Source organism: Vallitalea okinawensis, assembly GCF_002964605.1.
Taxonomy (GTDB): Bacteria; Bacillota; Clostridia; order Lachnospirales; family PQDH01; genus Vallitalea_A; species Vallitalea_A okinawensis.
Genome location: NZ_PQDH01000004.1, coordinates 1 through 24,589, shown reverse-complemented (window position 1 = coordinate 24,589; position 24,589 = coordinate 1). Strand labels below are relative to the sequence as shown.

Below are 24,589 nucleotides of genomic sequence, written 5' to 3'. Positions count from 1 at the left end.
TATTCCAATAGGGTAAAATCATAATAAGTTAGCAATTTAAATCGGAGGAGATATAATGAGTGAACCAAAGATGATCTATGATAATATTGCAGCAAAATTAGTGACAGACATTGATGATATTGCTTATGGAAAGATGATGTCATCTCCAGCTATAACCTTCAATAAGAAAGTATTTGCATTTTATTATAAAGAAAAAATGGTATTCAAGCTTGGTAAAGAATTTGATTTCACGCCCTATACTATTTCAGACTACGAACTTCTCAATCCATTTAAGAATAAACCTCCTTTAGCCGGTTGGTATGTGATTGATGCCCAGTACTCTGAAAAATGGGAAGAATTAGCTTTACTTGCTTATGACAAGCTGAAAAATTCTTAACATCAAATGGAATTAATAATACCCAACCAAGGGATACTCTTTAGTTGGGTATTTGTAATAATTATTTATCATTAAAATAAATCTTCTGAGTTGGATAAGCAAATTCTATATCCATTTCTTCATTAAATGCTAATAATATCTTTTCATAAATAGCATGTCGACTGGATCTTCTATTTCTTGGGTCGCATAGATAGCGTATAGTAAGTTTAATACCATAGTCTTCTATACTGGTATAGACGATAGGTGTTAGGTTTTTGTACATAATCATATACTTTAATGAGGCCTCTTTGATTTGGCTCTTTGCATCATCAATAATGCTTATTTCTTTATTATCAACGATCTCTAATAAAATCTTCTTTGCTTTCTGCCAATCACTTTCAAATGTAATAATGACACTCATTTCACTCCATATAAACTGAAAAGCTTTTGTAAAGTTCGCTAAATTGTCAGTAAAAACCTTTGAATTAGGTACATGAATAAGTCTTCCAGTACTCTGGTCACCATCAACCCAATTACCGATCTCTATAATCGTAAACTGAAAAATCCTCTGATCAATAACATCTCCAGCAGAATTATTTATTTCAATTCTGTCGCCTACCTCAAAAGGCTTTTTTAGGATAATGAATAGCCAACCTGCAAAATTGATTAATAAATCTTTTAGAGCTATAGCAAAACCTGCTGAAAGCAATCCTAGAAAAGTGGTCATGGATTGACCACTCATTAACCAAATTGATATCAATACTATGAGTAGAATGGTTATGGAAGAGTAGTTGATTAATTTCTTAACATAATAAAATCTTTGTACGTTCTCCATATATTTGTGGGTGATTTTAATGAGGACTCTATTAATAATCCAGATGGATAGAATGAGTATGATAGATATAACCAAATTACTATTTAACTCAATATTTCCGATACCGATGTTTTCAAAAAATTCTACCATAACATTTTGGTCCATTCTTATTAACCTCCCCATCTATACTTCTTCAAAGCTAAATCCTTGTATACCTTGTAGCATAACAAATTAGAATTATCTAGTCAATATTAATATATGTTTCACATGTACATTTAACACTTAAAAGAAAAACAACTCTCCATTAGTTGAATCAGGAGAGTTATTTTTAAATGAAATATCTTTATATTTAAATTGCTATTGTAATACTTCTGAGAAAATCCACTTCTTCTGGGGTCATGAATGGTGATAGTTTCTCATAGGCCATTTGATGATAAGCATTGATCCATCGCTTCTCCTCTTCTGTTAATCGCTCAACTAAAACTCCTTTTAAATCAATTGGACAATAGGATATGGTTTCAAACTTATAGAATTCCCCACATTCTGTTGTAAATGCATCAACCACAAGCATGGTATTTTCAATGCGTACACCATGACGACCAGCCTTATACACTCCAGGTTCATTGGTTAAAATCATTCCTTTTTCTAAAGCCACATTGTTGTTATTATTTCGAATGGTTTGTGGTCCTTCATGGACATTCATGAAAAACCCCACCCCATGACCAGTTCCACATTTATAGTCTAATCCATTATCCCACATAGGCTTTCTTGCTAGTATATCTAAGTGAGGTCCCGTAGTGCCGTGAAGAAAAATGGCTCTAGCAAGTGCTATATGTGCTTGAAGAGTAAGGGTATAATCAAGTTTTTCTTCTTCTGTTAAGGTGCCTACTGCAAAGGTTCTTGTTATATCAGTTGTACCATTTAAATACTGACCTCCCGAATCAACAAGCAAAAATCCTTTCATTTCTACATGAGAGAAGCTATCTTCCTTTGCTGCATAATGCATCATTGCTGCATTCTCGCCATATGCTGCAATGGTATTAAAACTCTCTCCTCTATACAATTTATGCTGACCTCTATATAGGCGTAATTGTTCTTCTACTGTAAGCTCCGTTATTTGATCGGTATCAAGATTTTCTGTGAGCCACTTAATAAATCGAACCATAGCTATACCATCAATGATTTGGCATTCTCTGAGATTCTTTATTTCAGTATCATTTTTAATGCCTTTCAATCTAGAAGCTATAGCTTCTTCTTCAATACATTTTACTGATGGCTTAAGAGCTTTAATCAGTGAAATACTCGTTAACGCAGGTGTATAAATCATTGAAGTAACATCCATTTTCTCCAAATACTCTTTTATATAATCATAAGTTAGTATTCGTATATTATCCCCTTCAAGTTCTGCTCGTACTGATTCAGATAATTTACATTCATCAATAAATAAACTCGCCTCTGACATGGTTACTAAACCATAGCCAATAACTACTGGACTAAACTTAACATCATTGCCACGTATATTGAATAACCAACAGAGATCATCAAGATTTGGGATTAAATAAGACTCTCCTCCTAGCTTTTTCATCTCTTCACGTACATCCCGAATCTTCTCAAGTCTAGTTTTGCCTGCGTAAGAAGTATCTAAGACAAAAGCTTTCTTTTTCGGCAACGGAGGGCGATCTTCCCAAATGTGATCCATTAAATCATCATTCATCTTAAATTTTAATACTTTCTTTTTACCAATGTGCAATAATTCCTTATAGATACTTGATGCCATGACATGACCATCAAATCCTATGGTCTGTCCTTCCTGCATCTCTTCTTCAATCCATTCAATAAAATTTGGTACCCCTTGTAAGCCTTGCTTCATTAAGATAAACTCTGATCCTTTTAACTGCTTTTCTGCTTGCACATGATACCTACCATCCACCCAGAGACATGCTTTATTCGACGTTATGACGACAGTTCCTACTGAACCAGTAAATCCAGAAATCCATGCCCTGCATTGCCAATGTTCAGCAACATACTCACTTTGATGGGCATCGGAACTAGGTATAATATAACAGTCTATTTGATGCTCCATCATTTTCTGTCGAAATGATTGAATTCTAGCGTTAATCAATGTAATCCCTCCTTTTCATCTATTCTATAGGTAACTTTCTCCTTCATCACTAAAATTCCTCCAAAACTAATAAATTAAGAAACTTCTATAGCTCATAAATTATACAACAAAAAAAATCCTGTATCACTATACAGGATTAGATAAAAGGGTAAATATTTTGTTAATCTCTTATAATTTTAATATTTTTCTTTATCTCTCTTTTTTCTTCGTACATTTTCTCATCTGCCATATTGACAAGGTTATCAATATATGTATCATTATCACAATTACAATAAGATATACCATGGCTTGCACTTAATATGTATTTCCTCTTCTCTTCTTTATTGATTAACTCGTATTCTTGCTTAATTCTTTCCCAGACACTTTCAGCTTGCTCTAAAGTCGTATTTGGTAAAACGATAAGAAACTCATCACCACCCAAGCGAGAAATATAATCATTTTGTCTTATACATTTTTTCATTATTTTTGAGAATGTGATAATTAATTCATCCCCTTTTGCATGCCCTAAAACATCATTAACTGTTTTCAAACCATTGATATCGACAAAGCAAATTGCGGAGTGTTTATGATCATTTATCGTTGCATGTAATCTTTCAAGACCTGCTCGTCTGTTTAATAGATTGGTCATTGCATCATACTCTGAATAAAATTTGATTTCATCCTTTGAAATACGATTAATCACCATTAAGATGGCTAGGAAAAAAGCTGCGATTAGGATGATCACAAATACAAACCAGTTCCCCATTAAATCTTTTAAAAGAATCTTTCCGAAATTATCATCAAAGATATAGCCCAATTCGCTATTTTTTGGTATGTAGGATATAATCATCCAATTATTTTCATCTAGATAAAGATCATAATGAGTTACAGACTGGCTCTTTTTTATATTCTCTGTTCTAGAAAATACAAATAATCCCTTGTCAGATATTAAGCTACCTTCCTCCATATCTTTAATATAGGACCACTCTTCATTAAATTCATCCATAAAACTTATGTGTTGCTTGTCCTCATACATAAATCCCCATTCTTTACCACTATCATCATTACTAATCCAGAAACCATCTTTGTTAACCAAGGCTATTTCTCCTTGACTGCGTTCAGAAATAGCTTTAAATTCATCTAACAAAAACCTTGCATAATAATTAAGTACAACTATACCTACTTTTTCACCATCCCTATTCATCAGTGGAGTAGAAAAACGAATCATGGGTTTTAAAGGCATTTCTATGGTTCCTTCTTCTATGTTTAAATCGACCTTGGATATAAATACTTGACCTGATTTAAGATTGATGGTGTTTTGAAAGTAATCTCTATTGACTTTATTTTGAAGCAATTTATCCGGTACCACATAGGATCCCTTATCTCTGTAATTAATTCTAAGAACTTCACTACCCTCTGAATCAATGTACCTCAATTGATCATATATCTTTTTGTTATCGACAAAACTCCTCCAATCCTCTTCTACATTATATTGTGAGTTTTCATCTATTGCATGCATTCTATAATTATCGGAAATGTACAGTAGATCCGAAATAATACTACTGAATTCTTTAGCTAATATATACTTCTCTGAATTGACCAGATGCTCTTCATTGAGCTTAATCTTGTTTCGCTCAGTAAGTACTTCATTGCTCTGTAAAATAAGAAATTCAAAAATATAAATTGCTGAAAAAATTAGAAATAGGTATAGCAAATACTTCGTAAATAATTTTTTATTTTCTAATGCATATTTTATATTCATCAAAGTATACCTCCTTCCACATATCGATGTGATTATGATTTCATTTATTATAAATTGTAGATGTGGTAGTTTTGTGATGAAATATATTGATACTAAAATACACCTATTGCTATGGTTTGGATTTACGCTAGATCATCTGGCAGGAATGTGATAATTATTATTTTATTAGAAAGATTACTAGATAGGAATAACTAAATTTTAGGCTATATCATAGATATACTATAATTATACAATATAATATCAAAATTTGTAAAGTAATGCTTATATAACTCTTTTCATGTTGTATTTATTGACAGTAAGCTGATTATACTTTAATATAGATATTAAGTATACTACATCTGCTAGTACACTCACATGAAAATACTTCAGGGATGGGATGAAATAGATGAAAAGATATGTTTATATTGTGCTGAGCCACACAAGTTCTGCTTTTGCAACTCTAATCAAATATTGCTCAAGAGCAGAATATACACATGTTTCTTTAGCATTAGATGAAGAACTAGATGAAATCTATTCTTTTGGACGTTTAAAACCGCGTAATCCGTTCATTGCAGGATTCGTTGAAGAAGATATACAAAAAGGTACCTTTGCTAGGTTTAAAAATACATATGCTGGTGTTTATAAAGTACCAGTCGATGAAGAGCAATATAACCAGTTACTTGAACTTATTGGGGAATTTAAGAAAGATCCTAGAAAGTATGGCTATAACTTAGTTGGTGTTGTTACATTAAGATTTGGTATAACATGCGATCGAGAAAATAAGTATTTTTGCTCCCACTTTGTGGCAGAAGTTCTCAAAGAAAGCAGTATACTGGAATTCGATAAAGCACCAAATAATGTAACACCCATAGATTTTAATAAGAAAATGAATCAACATGAACTTATATACATGGGTAAGTTAGCTCTGTATCCAAAACGTATCAATGAACTTAGTTATATATGATATACATATGAAAAGTTACAAAAGCCCCTACGAATTATTTATTCGATAGGGGTTTTAAGTACCTACTTATTGATTGTAAGCTTGATTTTTTCTATTCTTCGATCTTCTACATTTTCTATTTGAAAAATGATGTTCTTATGTTCAATAATAATATCTTCCTCTGAAGATGGGATACTACCATGTAGGTTCATTAAAAAACCACTAATAGTGTCTGCATTCTCAGTATCTAAATCTAGATTAAGATACTTATTAAGAGCATTTATAGTCAATAATCCATTAACTCTATAGGTATTCGTATCTATTAACTCAACATTTTCATGATAATCTTCATCAAATTCATCATTGATTTCACCGAAAACTTCTTCAATAAGATCTTCTAGTGTTGCAATTCCTGAGAATCCCCCATATTCGTCAATTAAAATAGCCATATGTTTCTTTGCTCTCTGCATCTCTATAAATAATTCATCAATAGGTTTTGTTTCTGGCACAAAATAGGGTGGATGTAATAACTTTCTTATATTGACGTTTTCAAACCCATATTCCCTTGCTTCTACAAGAAAATCTTTTAATAGCAGGATTCCAATAATATTATCATTATCATACTCATAAACAGGGACTCTTGAGAATTTATCCTGGAAGTACTCATCTAATACATTACTGAGAGGTGTTGCTATATTAATTGTAAATACATCTGGTCTTGGAATCATAACCTCTTTAGCAAGCTTATCGTCAAAGTCAAAAATACTATTAATCATTTGTTTCTCAATTTGATTAATAACACCATGTTCTCTTCCAACTTCTATGAGTAACCGAATCTCTTCTTCAGATACCTTTTGATCCATATTCCCTTGATCCAGTCTGAAAACCTTTAATAACAGATTCGTTGATGCTGAAAGCAATTTAACAAAAGGCATGGTAATTTTAGAAATATAGTGAACAGGTTTTACTGTAAACATAGCAATGGTTTCAGTTTTTTGTAGAGCTAAACGCTTTGGAAATAGCTCTCCAAATACAAGCATAAAATAGGATAATATGATGGTAATCAGCACAACTGCTATTTGATGACTATAAGGAATATTAAATTGCTCTAGAAAAACAGCAAATTCACCTGATATCCCGGTAGCCGCTGATGCACTTGAAAAAAATCCTGCTAGAGTAATACCAACTTGTATAGTAGCTAAAAACTTACTGGGTTCATCCAATAATTTGAGCAGCAGTTGAGCTTTCTTATTATTACCTTCCGCTAACTTATTAATTTTATTTTTATCTAATGAAACAATAGCCATTTCTGCTGATGCAAAAAAGGCATTGAGGCATGTTAAAATAGCGATTAATAGAAGCTGTAAACCAATTTTTGTATCCATCCCTTTATACCCTTACCTTTCAAAATATAATTAGTGCTCATATACATTATACACTATTTTCATTTTTTGCAAAACTTTAAGATGATAATCACAAAAGTAGAAAACCCTATAGTGTCTTTTTAGTTGGACTCTATAGGGCTATTACTTCTTGCTTAGATATAGGTTATTTTAATTCTCTTGCGCGCTTTTGTAATTCAAGTTCTTCATCTGTGAGATTCTCTAACACCAAACCATGAGGCATTTTATTACCGTTACTATCAACATTAACGAAGGTTATAAATCCTTCTACAAGAACTTTACCAGTCTTTGTGGATAGTGTTTGATTATATACTGTTAGGCTTGTTGTACCCGCATCCACTACTTTAGCAGTGATTTCTAGGATATCTCCTTTTTGAGCTGGAATATTAAAACGCATACCATGGACTTTTAAGCAAACGATATTATCAGGATTACCAACTGCAACAGCCGCTGCAACAAAACCACCTTCGACAAACCATTCTGCCATTCTACCAGCAAAGAGGGTACCATGATGATTTAAGTCTTCGGATTTAATCAAACGTGCTGATTGATGTAATTTCATATAAACTCTCCTTCTCCCTTGTACACTTTTTAATTGATCAAATATATTAAAGTATTATATCTCTTTTATCCTCTAGAATCAAGGTATTAAGAGCAATTTATTAACTTCTCTTAACCTATGAAATGACGCAATGATTTAAATAAAGGTTGTTACTAAATAGATAACTGTAGTTACAGTAATAGCACTGAATAAAGTGGTCCATAAAACAGTTTGAGAAGCAAAATCAGGTTCATTATCATACTCAATAGCTAGCAGAACGCTATTTACTGCAGTAGGTGCGGCTGAAATGATGATTAAAACTTGAGCAACCAATCCACTTAATCCAAGAGCTAGTGTTATAAGATAAGCTATGATGGGTGAAACAATAAGTCTTAATACGTTGGATAAATATACTTTCTTAATCCGTAAGTCAAAGTGTGTTTTACCGAGCTGAGCACCTAAAGTCAATAATGCAACTGGAACCATACCTTTACTTAGAATAGTTATAGTAGACATAAGGGGACCTGGAACGGCTATTTCTTGGCCTCGCATGAAAAATGCTATAATAATAACATACATCATAGGTAGCTTAAAAATGCTCATTATTACTTCTTTAAAACTCTTTCCATTGCCACTGCTGCTGTTATACACACCCACTGTATTAACCAATACATTTTGAACCACCATAAGAATAACTAAAATAGATACTGCATAAGGATCATCAAATAATAAACTGATCAGTGGAATACCATAATTCCCAGAATTAAATAAGACCACAGAATTAATGAATGCTTTTTCAATGGATTTCTTATACCTAAATACTTTACAGATTACATTGCTTAATATAAATTCAATAAAGAATAAACTAATGGTAAAGATCATGATCATCGTAATCAATGATCCATCCAGTTCACTATTATAAATATTAATAAATAGTATGGCAGGAATTAAGCCATAAAATTGGATTTTGGTTAAAGTTTTTATATCAATCTTAAATTTTCGATAAAGGACGAATCCTAAGATGATAATCGTAAATATTGGTAGTATAATATTAGTAAAAATATATATAAAGTAATTCATAAGTCCTCCTTAATGACTAAAGCTCTCACACATACTGTAACATATCTTTCTTTACCTTGAATAAAAATCAAGGGTACCTTGTTTCGCTCCTAATAACCGTTCAATTGTTTGTTGAAAAGCTACTCCTAATCTTTGTAACTCATTTTCTCTTTTATTATGTTCTGTATAATAACAGTTAGCGATTTTTACCTTATAGTGGTTAGCAATCACTAAAAATAATTCAGGTGTTTCTTCAAAATCAATTGGATTAAATACCCCTTCATCTTTTCCTTGTCTGATTATCTGCTGAATGATTTCATAGAACAAATCCTTGATCTTCTCTTGATATTTTATTTGAATAAGCTCATTACCCATTTTGCTATTAATCTCATAAAAATCCTTATATAAACCAGTATTTTCTTCTCGATATAAAATGATTTCTTTCATAAGCATCTCTAATTTTTCAGCAGCTCCAGATCTAGATTCACCTATATTGTTAGCTATACTACTTATGTCCCTAAGAAAAAAATCAACTACCTGACTTAATAAATCTTCTTTAGAGTCAAAATGATAATAGAATGAACCTTTTGTTATGTTCATCTCTGCCAATATTTTATTAATAGAAGTCGCTTCATAGCCATGTTCTTTATACATGGCTATGGCTGTTTTTAAAAATTCCTTTTTACGCGCATTTTTATCTTTGGATATCCACATGTTTTCGCAACCTTTCAATAGAATTTATTCGTTTTACTTTCAATCCAATCCAAAATATAATGAATAGCAAGGGGATAATTCCCCACTTGGCAATGGTGGGAGGCTGCTTCTTTCTTTGTGAACACTCTACCAGTTACTGATTTAGCGTTTTTTAATGCTTTTTTCTGTTTCTCCCAAAAGCACATATACATATCCTCTTCACCTTCCATCAATAAGACATCTTGCTTAATGAGGTGATTAAAACTTTTTGTAGAGTAAATCTTAATTTTTTCCATATAATCATATAGATTATTGACTCCAAAAATATAATACCCTTGATCAATCAACCAGCTAGCAAACTTTGAGTGTTCCCTCGCAGTCTTCTCTATTCCATTAATAGCGTTTTTAGCTTTCAAAGCCATTAATATCTGGGTAACTATTTTTTCACTTTTACTTTTTTTATTAAGAACGGCTCCATAGAAGTCATAAATGATATCAAATAGCACAACTCGCTTAATCCGCGATTCAAAAGCAGCAGCCCTAGCAGCTAAATAGCCTCCAAATGAAATACCTATTAATGTCACATCATCTAACTCAAAGTTATCCAGAATTTGAGCTACAGGCTTTTCCCAATTATGTATCATCTTCATGTTGTAGTTATACAATGGTTGCCCTTGTCCTGGCCCCTCAAACATAATGACTTCAAAACCTCTGTTTACCATTAATCGCGTAATGTTATAAAATTCTTCTATAAATGAATCATAACCGCCGTGTAATATTATAGTACCACACTTTTTTTGATCTGGCTTAAATTTCATGCAATAAAGTTTACCCTCTTCAAAATCTACATAGGATATTTCAATGGATTGATCTTTCAATGCTATCCTATATAATTGGAGAGCCATATCGTAGTACTTCTTCTTATCTTGGTCATCAATGGTAGCAAAAAATTCAGCTGCTCTATAAGCTGTTGCTGCCTGTAAGTAATTTCCCTTTTGTTCTGATCGTGATGCCAAAGCAACCATTTCATTTTTCCAATCTTGAAAGTCATAAATTCTTTGAGATACTTCAGTTATTTCATCCTCATCAAATATACCTGATGAATAAAGCCTGGCATTTAGTTGAAAATTAATCACTGGATCTTTGTGAAATTCCAAATAACCAACTGGCATTTTAATATCTTTCATAAGAACACCTCATTTCTCTCACATGATTTTATACTACTAGTATATACATACCATAGGTATAATTATATTACAATTTGATCCAGTTGTAAATCCTTTTTACAATTCAAAAGCACCTCCTAGTAGAAGAGATGCTTTAAAAAAGTTCTTTTATATTGTTTTATTGGCGATAAATTGAGGTAGATATACATATACTGCCGTTCCCTTATCATCTTCACTCTGAATGGAAAGTCCATAGTTATCACCAAAGAATAACTTAATTCTTTCATTGACATTTTTTACTCCATACCCATTAGATTCTTTTTCTAGAATCGTATTTAAAACTTCTTCTTTGATACCTACTCCACTATCTTCTACGACAAATTCCAGGTACTGCCCCCTCAATCCCCCTTTTATTGTTAACCGCCTGAAACCTTTTTTCTTCTTAAAAATACCGTGCTCCAACGCATTTTCTACTAAGGGTTGAAGAATTAAATTGAGAGTATCGTAATTATAAATAATATCATCAATTTTATAGGTAACATCAAAACTATTTTCGTGTACGATCTGTTGTATCTCTACGTAAGATTTCGTATTATCAACCTCATTTTTAACTGAAGTTATAATTTTACCAGTATTTAATGATGTCCTATAAAATTTAGATAATAATGTAATCATGTTACTTAGTTCATCTGCATCGACATCCATTGCTTTCCATTTCATAACAGAAAGGGTGTTATACAAGAAATGAGGATTAATCTGAGCTTGTAAGGCTTTAAGTTCTGCAGCTTTTTGGGTTAATTCTTTTTGGTATACTTCTTCTATTAAACTATTAATTCTTTTTACCATTCTTCCGAACTTATTTGTTAGTTCACCAATTTCATCTACTGATTGACTCTTGACTTCAATTCCTAAGTTCCCTTGCTCTACAAGCCCCATTTTATCATTTAGTTTATCGATTCTTTTTACCATTGTGTGAGAAAAAAGCCATATAATCACCATTACAACTACCAAACAGATACCAACAATAATCATCGTTGTACTTAATATCTTTATAGTACCACCTGTCATTAGATGAGTAGGTACATAGCAAATTATTCTCCATTCCTCATTACTGGTGCTACTACTAGCAACAATATATTCATTCTTATTATACCGAATAGTACCTTCAGAAATTTCTTTAAGATCATAATCAGGAATTTCTAATGAATTATCTGATAACGTATTTTCGGAGAGAATAATATTATTTTCCTTATCCATTATGACTAAACCATATTCATATACATTTATACGAGCAGAACTGTTTAGTATTCTATCGTAATCTAATTCCATAAAAACAATGCCTAGTTCTAAATCACTGATCGTATCATTCATTTTTCTAGCAGAAAACAACTTCCCATCTTGATAAAACCATCTGGTAATCTTACTTTTCATTATTTCATCCGCCCAGTCCATTCCATCTAATTTATCATATGACTGAATGTACTGACCATACTCTGGTACATCACTTTTAGTATAAACTGTTATTTGCTTAATTTCTTCATGTATGTCCATTATATTATTGAAAAAAGGATTCAGAAAATCTCTCAAATCAGTTACTAATAGAAGCATGTCTGTGTAATTATTACTGAATATTTGCTGGATTCTTATATTAAAGGCTATGGAATTAATAATATTATTATAAAAATCCTGATCGTGACTAATGTTATCTGCAACTTTATTGATGGCATTTTGCAGCACTTCATTAGATTGATTGATTAATGAATCTTTTGCTTCTTTATAAGAATAAATACCTAAAACTGTTATAGGAATCATACTAACTAATATATAAGACAATAATAGTTTCCTTTTGAATTTTAAATTTTTAAAGTGTTGTAAAATTTTTTTCATGGCTGGCTATTTCTTTCTCTATACTTTGCCGGCGTCATACCATAATGGTTTTTGAAAACAGTACCAAAATAAGAAAGATTAGAGTAACCCACTTGTTTTGATATATCAATTACTTTAAGGTTTGTTTCCTCAAGAAGTTCTTTAGCCATTTCTAACCGATAGCTTGTAATAAATTGAACTAAACTTTCTCCAATTTCTTTTTTGAATAGATGACTTAAATAACTTGGAGATAGATAAACCTTTTCTGCTATCATTTGAAGGCTTATATCTTTCATGTAATCTCTTCTAATAATCTTAATGACTTTTTCAATAACATTTTTTTGAGACTTATCTATAGGATGTAATTGTTTTGCTTCTTCATGCTCAATCATTTCAATTAAAATCTTTTTAAGTTTTGTTAAAGATTGTGCATTAAAGATGCTCTCTAAGCTTTCCTGGAAGTCTTCCCTAATTCGTCCTGAACATCCTTCATAAATTTTTTTGACAATCTCCATGCAAATATATTTTAGGTACATGGATGAGATGGTATTTTTACATTCTTGAAGTCTGTCAAAAAATACATCTAGCTTTCTCTTAACGCTAAAATAGTCTTTTCTTCGTAAATATATGTTGATATCCTTTAAGCTCTTATCCATAAATTCAGGAAAGTTACTAATTTTAAATGAATAATCTTCTGTGAATAAAATAAGGGCTTCATTCGTAAAGAACTTATCTTCAAGTCGTTTATCCATTTGATTAAACTCAAAATGGATATCATCTAAGTTTGTAATCGGTCTACTAATAACCATACAACTACTAGTCTTATCATAAAAATTGCTAATCCAATCTTGTAGCCCTTCACAAATTGAAATTGTATATTCTTTTGTCAGCGTATTCTCATTTTCTGTGAAAAACAAAACACTTTGGTATTCATTTAGATTTAGATAATCATAAGGTATAAGCAATTCTTCCTTTAATCCATCTTCAAATTTAAGATTCTCAATATCAAAGAATTTATCTTCAAAATCCAATAAAATCATACGTAAACCATCATTGTTAATATTCATGTTTAGATTCTGGATTCTCTTCTTTAAATGCTCATCGCACTTTAGACCACGAATGATATCAAGTAATATCTTCTCTTTTTCGTACTGAACGCTTTTGTTGTAACATTCAATTAACTTTTCTTTTACCTCATCTTCTTTTCTTTCTTGTTTGCATAAGCTTACGACATCATTCATAACATTTAAAAATTGGTCGATATCAATAGGCTTTAAAATATATTTTTTAACTTTTAAATCAATGGCTTTCATGGCATATTCAAATTCATTATAAGCACTATAAAAAATAACTTTTATATTAGAATTGATCTTTAGTGCTTCATCTGTTAATTCTATACCGTCCATAAATGGCATCTTAATATCTGTGAATAAGATATCAACAGTTTGTTTCTTTATGTACTCTAAGGCTTCTTCTCCGTTTTGTGCTTCTGTTACATTCAGTTCCAGATTGTATTTATTAATTAATGATCGAATGCCACGCCTTTCTATGCCTTCATCGTCTACAATTAAGATATTATACAAGCAACCATCCCCCTCATATATAGTTTAATATCATATTCTTCATTATTCAACGATAAACAACAAAATCCGAAAGAGAAATTTTAGTACTATGTATTAAAGAAAAGTACAACTAATTCCCGGTTGTCACAACCGGGAATTAGTTGATTTATTATTTACTAAATTTCTCTACATTACTTTTGTATTTGGCACTCCACCATTCTTCTAGTTGTGGTAAGCCGACTTTATCCATTTTTTCGATCATTTCATAATAAGCATCAATAGCTTCACTTTCAGATTTAGCCATTATAATCTTAGCATATTCCTTCTCAATAACTTCTTCAACCTGAGTCATAATGATCCCTTCAGCCGTTGTTGGATCAGGGTTCATTTCATATATAAATGGTGTTGCATCATATGTTACATAAGTATTAGCTAATGCTCTGTTATTGGCTCTATCAGGCTCTTCGGTAAATGCTCCATATAAAGCATTATCCCAGTAGGAGTATTGGAAGAAACGGAAAGTATGTACACCTGTCTTCTCATAGAAAGCGTTTTTGTCTTTATTCCACTCTTCTAAATATTTTTCACTACGAAAAACTTTATTATCTTCTATAACAAAATCTTCGCCTTCATGACCATACTCTAATAATTTATTGCCATCTGGACTCCACATATATCGTGTAAACTTAAGTATTTCACCTGGATCTTCAGCAGCCTTTGTTATTAATGAAATTGTCCAACCAAGCTTACTCTGTCCAACTTCAAAACTTTCTCCAGGAGCATTTAAAGCTTCTGTAACAATATAATGAGAGTCGGGCTTTTTAGCATCCAAAGCAGCATTTTCATCATTTAAGCCCCACCAACCCGTAGCGGTACAAAATACTCGTGTTGATCGATCTTCTTTTACCTGATCCCTTTTCTTTACATACCCCTCTTGGTCTAATAATCCTTCACGGTATAATTCATTTATAAATTTAACGAATTCGATATATTTTGGATCTTTATAACGATGCAGAAGATTTTGAGAACCATCTACATAGTATTCACGGATACCAAAAGATTTTTCAACAATACCTCTTGAGCCATAATTTTCACCTAAAGATAATGCAATTGAGTTTTTACCATCGATTGTTGGATATTTTTCTTTAAATGCTCGTAGAGCACCTTTAAATCCATCAATCGTTGTCATATCTGGAGAACCGAGCTCTTCATAGATATCTTTTCTTACATTATAAGCAGAGGCATTGTTAGGCATCAGGTCTGGTACGAACCAACTAGGTAAACCATACAGTTTTCCATCTATATCTGACTTTGTATACCTATACACTTCTTCAGGTATTTCGTCCATGAATTCAGGACAATATTCTTCGATAAGTTCATCATAAGAATAAACTAGACCCTGATTAATTAATTTATTTACGTTTTTATCTGAGATGTCTAAAGTAATCATATCTGGAAGATCATTAGTCGCTATCATTAAGTTCAGCTTTTCTGTTCCATCTCCTGAAGGTATGGATACATTAGGTACAACACCTGTTATATCGGAAATATCTTTAAGTACAGGGTACTCCGTCCATGGTTTATTGTGATTCCACCAAGAATAATTGAGGTACCAATCAAATGTGATATCTTTACCAACATACCATTTGTCTCTCATTTCTGCTATCCAGTCATTTTCTATATTCTTATCATCTGTTGTGCTTTTATCGTCTACAGTCGCTACATGGCTTGAATTTTCACCATTCACTTGAGTCGTATTATCATTTGACTTTTGTCCACATCCCGAAAATACTGTTAGTATCATTGTTAAGATCAATAGCATACTAATTATTTGTTTCATCCTCTTCATCCTTCACCCTCCATTTGCATTATAAATTATATATAAATAACATCGGCTGTATCCCGATGATTATTCCTTTATAGCTCCTATCATAATTCCTTTCATAAAGTACTTTTGTAGAAATGGATAAATCAATACAATTGGACCTATAGCTATCATCATCGTTGTTATTTTCATTGCCTCCGGGGTAACCGCCCCTTGTACCGCTTGCTCATGTTGCATCAGCTCTTGAGCTGCCGAGTTTTGAGCAACAATTTTCATTAAAATTGTCTGTAACGGTAGCAGATTCGCATCATTTATATAAATGTACGCATCAAACCATGCATTCCAATGCCCAACACCATTAAATAAAGCGATGGCAGCTATTATTGGTGTAGATGTTGGTAGTACTATCTTAAAAAATATTTGTAAATCATTATACCCATCTATTTTAGCAGACTCTTCTAATGAGGCTGGAAGAGATTGAAAAAATGTTTTCATGATAATCATGTTCCATACACTAATAAGACTAGGTATAATGTATACCCAAAAGTTATTTGTCAATCCAAGTCCTCTAATAAGTAGGAATGTAGGTATCAGCCCACCCGAGAAAAACATAGTAATAGTAGCTAATGTTAAATATACTTTCCTAAATACCAGATGCTTTTTAGATAGACCGTATGCAAACATACCTGTAGCTAATAAACTACATATAGTACCAATGACCGTTCTAAGAATAGTAATCAAATAAGCATTACCAATCAAAGGATGTTTTAAAGTCATTTGATAGTTTTTAAGTGTCCACATTCTAGGCCAAAAATAAATACCACCTCGCATGGCATCTGTAGCATCATTAAATGAAATCATCAGTAACTGCCAAAAAGGGAATATGAATAAAAAAATTATAATACACATGAATAAGATATTGACATAATCAAAAATTTTCTCACCTATTGTTTTTTTCAAATTGTTCTCACCCTAACTCCATTAAAATATTCCCTGGTCACTTACCTTTTTAGCCAACCAGTTCGTTATAAGTATTAATATAAAACCAACAACAGATTTAAATAAACCTACTGCTGTTGAATAAGAATATCTAGCTTGTGAGATCCCTACTTTATAAACATAAGTGTCTAAAACTTCACCTACGTCCAGCACTAACGGATTTTGCAATAAATAGATTTGATCAAAACCAGCATTTAGTATACCACTTACACTAAATATAAGTAAAATTACAATTGTTGGCGCGATGGAAGGAAGAGTAATATGCCAGATTCTCTGAAACCTTTTAGCACCATCAATGGCAGCGGCTTCATACATACCTTGGTCAACATTACTGATAGCTGCAAGATAAATAATGGATCCCCAACCCACACCTTTCCATATATCGGATAGAACTAAAATGCCCCAAAAATATTGTGGCTCACCTAAAAAAGTTATAGGTTCCTGTAATAAACCGATTGCCATTAATAATTCATTAATAACGCCGCCTTCTCCAGATAAAATTCTTGTTATGATTCCAGCCATAATTACCCATGATATGAAATGTGGGAGATAGGATACGGATTGTACAAGCTTTTTAAACTTCGCATGTGTTAATTCATTTAGTAGTAAGGCCAATATGATTGGCGCTGGAAATCCTATGACTAACTTTAAAATACTGATGCCCAATGTATTCTTCATAATATTGAAGAATTCTGGATTATTAAAGAACATTTTAAATTGCATAAATCCAACCCAAGGACTACCGAGTATACCATTACCAATCTGAAATTCTTTAAACGCAATTATAATACCATACATAGGTATATAAGAGAAAACAATTAACCAAATCACCCATGGAATAACCATTATTTGAAGGTATTTTTGTTTTTTAAATTCTTTCCAAGTATAATTCACTTTATTTTTCTCTTCTTTGTATTTAACAGTAGTAACACCATTCAATGAGCTTCACCCTCTTTAATTTAGCATTGATCAAGGCTGTTAAGTTTTTAAAATATTTTGTGTTAGTTATAGTATAATTAAATACCTAGTATTATGAAATCTAAAATATTTTAGAAATATATCAATTTCTTTTGCATTTTTTCTAAGCTAATTACTAAAACTTTTCATTAAATGAAGTATTAATATGGATATAGATGATACAAAAACTCCCCATAAGACAATGCTTATAGGGAGTTTTCTATTAAATGTTATTTGTATAATGTCTGATGTATCTTATTGATTCGGTCTGGATTTACTTTTAATACCTGTCGATCATAGGATAAAAAACCATTAATTTCACGCTCTACATCTGTGATTTGTGTATAAACTACACCACAGCACCCTTGTTCCTTTAAGGGCTTAACTTGCTCCTCAATAAGTGATACATAAGCCTTCTCAAAGTCTTCAAGTGTTTCATAATGTGAGTAAGAAAAGAATTCATCTTCCCAAATATGACCTTTAGGTTGATAAGTATATCCACCGTACTCCGATACAATCATAGCTCTATTGTTTTTCACTTCTGGCATGGCTAAAGGTTGACAATAGATATGTTCTGTTTGTAATTGCCCCCCCTTTGTATCAATCCAACCACAGTGATAGTCTACATAGCGTGTTGGATCATAGGAAGATAACCAGTCACCAACTCTTCTTGAATCAAATTGTCCCCATGATTCATTAAAAGGAATCCACATACCTAATGACGGTACATTATATAAGGTGTCTACAAGTTCTTTTAACTCTGCTTCAAATTGATGACGGGCTTCTTCATTACGGTTAACATAATCATACCACTTCTTGCTGGTATCATCATCCACACTATTAACAACAGCATGCATAATAACCATCATTTCTGACGTATCCATTTCTTGGCCAGAAACCATCTTTTGCATAATTTCCATAGGTATATCAAGTTGACCACTTTGAAGTTTCTCAGGGATCAGCTTATCAAAAGCCAATTTACCACCATTGATCATATCTTGCCATACGATAAGACCAATTTTATCGCACCAATAGTACCACCTAGCAGGTTCAACCTTGATATGCTTACGTGTCATATTAAAACCTAAGCGTTTTGTTTCTTCTATATCAAAGCGTAAGGCTTCATCTGTTGGGGCAGTATAGATACCATCCGGCCAGTAACCTTGATCAAGGGGACCATTTTGGAAAAGAATCTTATTATTAAGAGCTAATCGTTTTGTACCTTCTTCATCTTCCATTAGACTAAACTTACGCATCCCAAAATAACTATCTACTGAATCTATAACCTGATTACCAGACACCAATTCTACCCTTAAATCATAAAGGAAAGGTTGGTTCGGGCTCCATAACATTGGATTGATTATAGAAAGAGACATTTCTTGTCCTACAGATTGAATCTCTGTGATGACCTCTTTACCTTGTTTTAAAACAGTCCCTCTAATGAATAAATCGCTATGCCCAATGACGGTTGTTTCTAGATGTAACTTTTCAGCATCAATATCTGGTGTCATTTTAAGGTTTTTGATATAACTCTTAGGAACAGCCTCCATCCAAACAGTCTGCCATATACCGGATGTAGCAGTATAGAAAATACTATGTGGATTAAGAACTTGTTTACCTTTTTGTTGCCAATGGGTATCCGTTGGGTCCCAAACCTTAACTGTCATTTCATTCTTACCTTCTCCAAGAAAATCTGTAATATCAAATGAAAAGGGTAAATAGCCTCCTGTATGTGATCCAACTTCTTTACCGTTTACAGCAACTGTTGCTTGCCAATCAATAGCCCCAAAGTGTAAGAGAATACGCTTTTCTTCCCACTCTCTAGGCAAATGAAAATCTCTTTTATACCAAAGATGCTCATCGGGTTGAAGTGCTCTTTTTACGCCAGATAAAGCTGATTCTATACAATAAGGCACAAGAATTTTGCCATCAAATTGATTAACGTGATTTTCAACTTTAGGAAGTATGGCATAATCCCATAAGCCATTCAAGTTCATCCAATCTTCTCTTATCATTTGTGGACGAGGGTATTCAGGTAATGGACAACTATGATCAACATCTTTAGCCCACCTTGTCATCAGGTTCTCTTCTATAGGATTCCAATTATTACTTGTCATCGTTTTAACCTCCTTAAAGATAAAATATGTTATAATGTTATACGAAATAGTTAATAAATTCACTGCGATATCATGATGCATCTATGTGTTTTCATGTAGCTTTCAATAAATAAGCCTTAGAAGGAGGGGTATGGTGAAGAAACAGGGTAATAAGAATGCCTATAAACTAAGATGTGATCAAAAATCAGATCAGTATAATAAAAAAGATTTATATAGTATAATCCAAAATGCTCCAAGTGAATTGCAATTAAAACTCATCTATAATCCCTTAGAAGATAAACCCTATTATATGGTTGGTAGCAATCCTTTTACTTCAACTGTAAAGATTTTAAAGCAGCTATCTAATCAGGACATCAGTGGAGGTAAGCTTTTATTTACTGTAGATAGACATTTTACTAACATCGCTTTACACAATCATGAATTCTTTGAATATATTCATATCTCTTCAGGTAAAGTGGAGACAATCATTGATGGCGATAAAGTCATTTTAGAAACAGGCGATTTATGTCTACTTAATAAGCAAGCCATCCATTCAATAAAGACAACTGGCGAAAATAATCTAAGCTATAATGGCATTATCATGGATGAATTCCGTCAACGAATAGTTAGCATGATGCCAGAAGGTCATCCTATGACTGATTTTTTTCTAGGTCAAGCAATAAAGAAGAATTACATTCACTTCAAAACTAGAAATTATGAAAAAATCCAGAGTATGAGTCATCATATGATTGAAGAATACTTCTTAGATAAACCAGAATCAAGCTTGGCTGTAACTGGCTATTTTGCAGTTCTTATTACAGAACTGATAAGACTCTACCCCTATCTTAATGATAAAGAAAATTTTGAAGTGGAAGAAGAAGTCGAAGATACTTCAATAGAAAAAATTCTTAGATACCTTCAGCAGAATTACCAGCATGCCAGTATAACCAGTGTATCCAACTACTTTCATTTTAATCCCAGCTACTTAAGTCGTTACATTAAAAAAGAAACAGGAAAAAGTTTTACACAGATTTTAAAGGAAATTAAGCTAAATAAGGCTAAAATTCTGCTAGAGAATTCTAAGCGTTCTGTAGAAGAAATAGCCTATGAAGTCGGGTATAATAGCGTTAGTCATTTTTATAAGGTCTTTAAAGAGTGTGAGGGGATTACACCTGTAGAATATAAAGGAAATAAAATCTATTAAATATAGAAGGTGATTATCCATGAAAGAGAAATACAGCGGACTACCCACTTATGATAGAGAAGCTTTTTTTAGTCGTATACAAGAAATGCCTAAAGAATATCAGTATAAGATCGTTCACCATCCTCTAGAGTCTAAAGCTTACTACATGGAAGGTACTAGTCCTTTTACCTCCACAGTAAATTCTATGGAACGACTAATGGGTAAAGAAGAATCAACGCATAGGATTTTGTTTTCTATTGATAAGCATTATGTAAACGTTGCCTTGCATAACCACGATTATTACGAATTGATTTTTGTTTATTCCGGTCAAATTGAAACAAAGATTGATGACGAAGTTGTACAACTACAGGCTGGTGATATTTGTATTCTTAATAAAAAAGCCTATCATTCTGTACGATCTGAAGGACTAAGCAATATATCATTCAATGCAATAATTACTGATAGTATAAGACAAGAACTATTAATGGTAATGCCCGATGATCATCCATTTAAGGATTTCTATTCAGGTAATATACACAAGAAGAACTATATACATTTTCAAACCCATAAATTTGAGAAGGTCAGTAGTATCGTTAAACGTATGATGGAAGAATATACATTAGACAAAATGGGATCTGAAATGAACGTTTTAGGCTTGTTTTATCAACTAGGTACAGAACTACTACGTATATATCCCATAACACAAGGTATTTTTATTGACCCGGGAAAAGAGGACCTATCCATTCATCGCATCATTAAGTATATGCAACAGAATTATCAACATGCTACAATAAAAAATGTTTCAACTTATTTTCACTTTAATCCTAATTATCTCAGTCGGTTAGTCAAGAAAGAAACTGGCAAGAATTTTTCTTCTATTCTTCAAGAAATTAAGTTGGATAAAGCTAAGATCCTTTTGGAGTATACAGAGAAATCCATTGAGGAAATTGCTTTTGAGATTGGTTATAGCAGTATCAGTCACTTCTATAAAATCTTCAAAAAACATGAGGGAATTACCCCCATTGAATATAAGCAAAGTAAACAAAATCAGGAGTTATAAGTGAGCTAAAAAGCAGTACAATCCGATGATTGCACTGCTCTTTTTCTATTTCTCAAACCTAGGCTATTTGTTTCGCTTCTACTGAACGGCGCTTCTTTAGATCCTCAAGTATCTCATTATATCGTTTACCAGTTAGTTCATAACGTCTAATAACAAAGTATGTTAGGACACCTATGATTAATGGGATTAAGCTCATAAGAGATTTTATACCAAATAATGCCAAAGGTGTTTGAGCAACATTTGCATGATAGCCAGTCAGGTCAAGGATAATACCTGGCAGTACACCACCAATGGCAGTACCCATTTTTAACGAGAAACCTATCATAGAGAAAATAATACCTTCTTTTCTTTCTCCAGCCTTATATTCGTTGTACTCAACAATATCAGGAACTAGCCCCCAAAGTAATCCTGTTATAATACCATTACCAATTGCTCCCAAGACATTACCAGCAATGATAAGAGGTACACTAGTTGAAAAGTAAGCTATCGGGCGGATAAAACTGATAACTAAACCTACCATCACCAATGTCTTTTTGTCCCACTTTTTCGATAGTAATGGTACAAAAAGAACTGAAACAAAGGTTACAGATAAGGCAATCATACCAAATACAGTGAAAAGATCCATTCGGTTAAGTACATATTGTAAATGATATAAACCAGCCGCTTGACCAATAGCTCCTCGACTCATTGTTAAGAAGAAGAAAAGACTAATGATTAATAATGGTCTATTATTTTTATATAAAGTCTTAATTTCACTGAATTTAAACTTCTCTGTGGTTGCAGGACTGCTATAACGTTCTCTTGTTGTCATAAAAGAGAAAAGCATTAATATTACGGCCAAAATTGCAAATACAATCATGGTGTATTGATAACCTTGTGCAGGATTATCCTGACCAAAGATATCAATTAAAATAGGCATACCGATAATGACAATAGCTGTGGATGCCATGGCAAAAAGCATACGAATGACGGATAAATTTGAACGCTCCACAGGTTCTTGTGTAATGGAGGAAGATAAAGCACTATAAGGTGTATTGACGATTGTATAAATCATACCTAACCCAATATATGTTACGTAAGCATAAATTAATTTGGCTGTCCCTCCAAGATCAGGTACTGTAAAGGTTAGGATTGCTAATATACCAAATGGGATTGCCCCAAATAACATATATGGTCTAAATTTTCCCCAACGAGTATGGGTACGATCTATGACAGCTCCCATTATAGGGTCATTAATAGCATCCCAAACTCGGGCTACAAGAAATAATATTGCTGCTGATGCTGCTGATATCCCAAATACATCAGTATAGAAGAATAGTAGAAACATGAGAATCGGTTGCCAAAACAGATTACATGAGAAATCCCCTAAACCATATCCCACTTTTTCAAGTACACTGACTTTTTTAGTATTACTCATAATATTACCTCCTAGGTTCTACGACAATTATAGTGTAATTGTAGAAGATAATTCACAAAGTAACACTGCGAAATTATGACATAGTTCTGCGGTTTTATGACACGCTTGTCAATATTGTGCTAAAAATCTACTGATATATTCACTATATTGTAAAATATTAACCACTATAAACTATGTTTATAGAAAATCTATAGATAAAATAATGCAATACGCAAACTACCATAAGTATAGAATAATCCAAAATAGATAAAGAACCAATATAAGCCTCACAACAATATCATCATTGATATTATAGTGAGGCTTCACTTTATGTGCAATATTTTAATCTATCTTTATCCAGTACAACTTGCAGTCTACATTGTAAAATTTACTGAGCTACCTTACTCTTGCTCTCTTTATCCTTCTTATAATAAACAGCAATGATCCCTAAGCTGACAAATACTAAGGCAATGATGGTCTTGTAATCCAGTGCATCGCCTAAGATGGCTACCGATAACAAGGTACCTGCTACTGGTGTTACAAATTTAAAGATACTGATCTCTGCTGCTTTGTTGTATTTAAGCAAGATGTTCCATATGGTATAAGCTGCTGCTGATACTGCTGATAAGTAGAGCAGGATGGCTATCAACTCGGATGAATAGGTAATGGAACTAAAGTCAAATCCTATTAAACCGATGACGATGAGTATGGAGGAACCGATAAACATTTGCCATACGGTTAATACCACTGGATGGATGTCTTTTGAGAAGTTCTTGGCAAAGATGCTAGCTATGGCACTGCATAGCTGATAAGCGATGATTAACCCTTC

General features: G+C 32.5%; 20 protein-coding genes. 4 read left to right on the top strand and 16 right to left on the bottom strand.

Annotated elements, in window-relative coordinates:
- The first annotated feature begins 55 nt into the window (after nt 1-55).
- Nucleotides 56-376 carry a hypothetical protein gene (locus tag C1Y58_RS13110; RefSeq protein ID WP_105616519.1) on the top strand — a complete coding sequence of 107 codons (321 nt, stop codon included), beginning with the start codon at nt 56-58 and terminating at the stop codon, nt 374-376.
- A 61-nt stretch (nt 377-437) separates the two neighbouring features.
- Here C1Y58_RS13110 and C1Y58_RS13105 read toward each other — a convergent pair whose 3' ends face one another.
- The 3 genes from C1Y58_RS13105 to C1Y58_RS13095 form a co-directional block, all read right to left on the bottom strand.
- Nucleotides 438-1,334, bottom strand: a complete 897-nt coding sequence (locus C1Y58_RS13105) for a mechanosensitive ion channel family protein (RefSeq protein ID WP_105616518.1) — start codon at nt 1,332-1,334, stop codon at nt 438-440.
- A 184-nt stretch (nt 1,335-1,518) separates the two neighbouring features.
- On the bottom strand, nt 1,519-3,291 hold the full coding sequence (locus tag C1Y58_RS13100; protein ID WP_278286104.1) for an aminopeptidase P family protein: 1,773 nt from the start codon (nt 3,289-3,291) through the stop codon (nt 1,519-1,521).
- Between the two features lie 160 nt (nt 3,292-3,451).
- On the bottom strand, nt 3,452-5,032 hold the full coding sequence (locus tag C1Y58_RS13095; RefSeq protein WP_105616517.1) for a sensor domain-containing diguanylate cyclase: 1,581 nt from the start codon (nt 5,030-5,032) through the stop codon (nt 3,452-3,454).
- A gap of 385 nt (nt 5,033-5,417) precedes the next feature.
- On the opposite strand from C1Y58_RS13095, the gene C1Y58_RS13090 reads away from it, so the two are divergent.
- Nucleotides 5,418-5,975 (top strand): hypothetical protein, encoded by a 558-nt coding sequence (locus C1Y58_RS13090; protein WP_105616516.1) that lies wholly within the window; start codon nt 5,418-5,420, stop codon nt 5,973-5,975.
- Nucleotides 5,976-6,037: 62 nt separating this feature from the next.
- On the opposite strand, the gene C1Y58_RS13085 is transcribed toward C1Y58_RS13090, so the two are convergent.
- From C1Y58_RS13085 to C1Y58_RS13035, 11 genes are all read right to left on the bottom strand, one after another.
- A complete protein-coding gene (locus tag C1Y58_RS13085; protein WP_105616515.1) occupies nt 6,038-7,339 on the bottom strand; it encodes a hemolysin family protein in 1,302 nt (433 codons plus the stop codon).
- Between the two features lie 163 nt (nt 7,340-7,502).
- Nucleotides 7,503-7,919: an acyl-CoA thioesterase gene (locus C1Y58_RS13080; protein WP_105616514.1), complete on the bottom strand. Its 417-nt coding sequence runs from the start codon at nt 7,917-7,919 to the stop codon at nt 7,503-7,505.
- A 135-nt stretch (nt 7,920-8,054) separates the two neighbouring features.
- Nucleotides 8,055-8,978, bottom strand: a complete 924-nt coding sequence (locus C1Y58_RS13075; RefSeq protein WP_105616513.1) for an AEC family transporter — start codon at nt 8,976-8,978, stop codon at nt 8,055-8,057.
- A 51-nt stretch (nt 8,979-9,029) separates the two neighbouring features.
- Nucleotides 9,030-9,671 carry a TetR/AcrR family transcriptional regulator gene (locus C1Y58_RS13070; RefSeq protein ID WP_105616512.1) on the bottom strand — a complete coding sequence of 214 codons (642 nt, stop codon included), beginning with the start codon at nt 9,669-9,671 and terminating at the stop codon, nt 9,030-9,032.
- Between the two features lie 14 nt (nt 9,672-9,685).
- Nucleotides 9,686-10,837 carry an alpha/beta fold hydrolase gene (locus C1Y58_RS13065; RefSeq protein ID WP_105616511.1) on the bottom strand — a complete coding sequence of 384 codons (1,152 nt, stop codon included), beginning with the start codon at nt 10,835-10,837 and terminating at the stop codon, nt 9,686-9,688.
- 147 nt (nt 10,838-10,984) lie between these two features.
- Nucleotides 10,985-12,649, bottom strand: coding sequence for a sensor histidine kinase (locus C1Y58_RS13060; RefSeq protein ID WP_170311591.1), 1,665 nt, complete (start codon nt 12,647-12,649; stop codon nt 10,985-10,987).
- Between the two features lie 50 nt (nt 12,650-12,699).
- Nucleotides 12,700-14,265 carry a response regulator transcription factor gene (locus C1Y58_RS13055; RefSeq protein ID WP_105616509.1) on the bottom strand — a complete coding sequence of 522 codons (1,566 nt, stop codon included), beginning with the start codon at nt 14,263-14,265 and terminating at the stop codon, nt 12,700-12,702.
- Between the two features lie 148 nt (nt 14,266-14,413).
- Complete coding sequence (locus C1Y58_RS13050; RefSeq protein ID WP_105616508.1) at nt 14,414-16,093, bottom strand: type 2 periplasmic-binding domain-containing protein; 1,680 nt, start codon at nt 16,091-16,093, stop codon at nt 14,414-14,416.
- A gap of 60 nt (nt 16,094-16,153) precedes the next feature.
- Nucleotides 16,154-17,029, bottom strand: coding sequence for a carbohydrate ABC transporter permease (locus C1Y58_RS13045; protein WP_242985394.1), 876 nt, complete (start codon nt 17,027-17,029; stop codon nt 16,154-16,156).
- Between the two features lie 21 nt (nt 17,030-17,050).
- On the bottom strand, nt 17,051-18,007 hold the full coding sequence (locus tag C1Y58_RS13040; RefSeq protein ID WP_242985393.1) for an ABC transporter permease: 957 nt from the start codon (nt 18,005-18,007) through the stop codon (nt 17,051-17,053).
- A gap of 248 nt (nt 18,008-18,255) precedes the next feature.
- Complete coding sequence (locus tag C1Y58_RS13035) at nt 18,256-20,142, bottom strand: glycoside hydrolase family 2 protein (RefSeq protein WP_170311590.1); 1,887 nt, start codon at nt 20,140-20,142, stop codon at nt 18,256-18,258.
- A gap of 133 nt (nt 20,143-20,275) precedes the next feature.
- Here C1Y58_RS13035 and C1Y58_RS13030 point away from each other — a divergent pair, with 133 nt between their 5' ends.
- Together C1Y58_RS13030 and C1Y58_RS13025 are read left to right on the top strand one after the other, a co-directional pair.
- The gene (locus tag C1Y58_RS13030) at nt 20,276-21,325 is read left to right on the top strand and encodes an AraC family transcriptional regulator (RefSeq protein ID WP_170311589.1); all 1,050 of its coding nucleotides are present in this window, start codon (nt 20,276-20,278) and stop codon (nt 21,323-21,325) included.
- A 19-nt stretch (nt 21,326-21,344) separates the two neighbouring features.
- The gene (locus C1Y58_RS13025) at nt 21,345-22,364 is read left to right on the top strand and encodes an AraC family transcriptional regulator (protein WP_105616505.1); all 1,020 of its coding nucleotides are present in this window, start codon (nt 21,345-21,347) and stop codon (nt 22,362-22,364) included.
- Nucleotides 22,365-22,422: 58 nt separating this feature from the next.
- Here C1Y58_RS13025 and C1Y58_RS13020 read toward each other — a convergent pair whose 3' ends face one another.
- The gene (locus tag C1Y58_RS13020; RefSeq protein ID WP_105616504.1) at nt 22,423-23,781 is read right to left on the bottom strand and encodes a glycoside-pentoside-hexuronide (GPH):cation symporter; all 1,359 of its coding nucleotides are present in this window, start codon (nt 23,779-23,781) and stop codon (nt 22,423-22,425) included.
- Between the two features lie 367 nt (nt 23,782-24,148).
- A partial coding sequence (locus C1Y58_RS13015) for a DMT family transporter (protein ID WP_157950086.1) occupies nt 24,149-24,589 on the bottom strand: 441 nt, incomplete at its 5' end.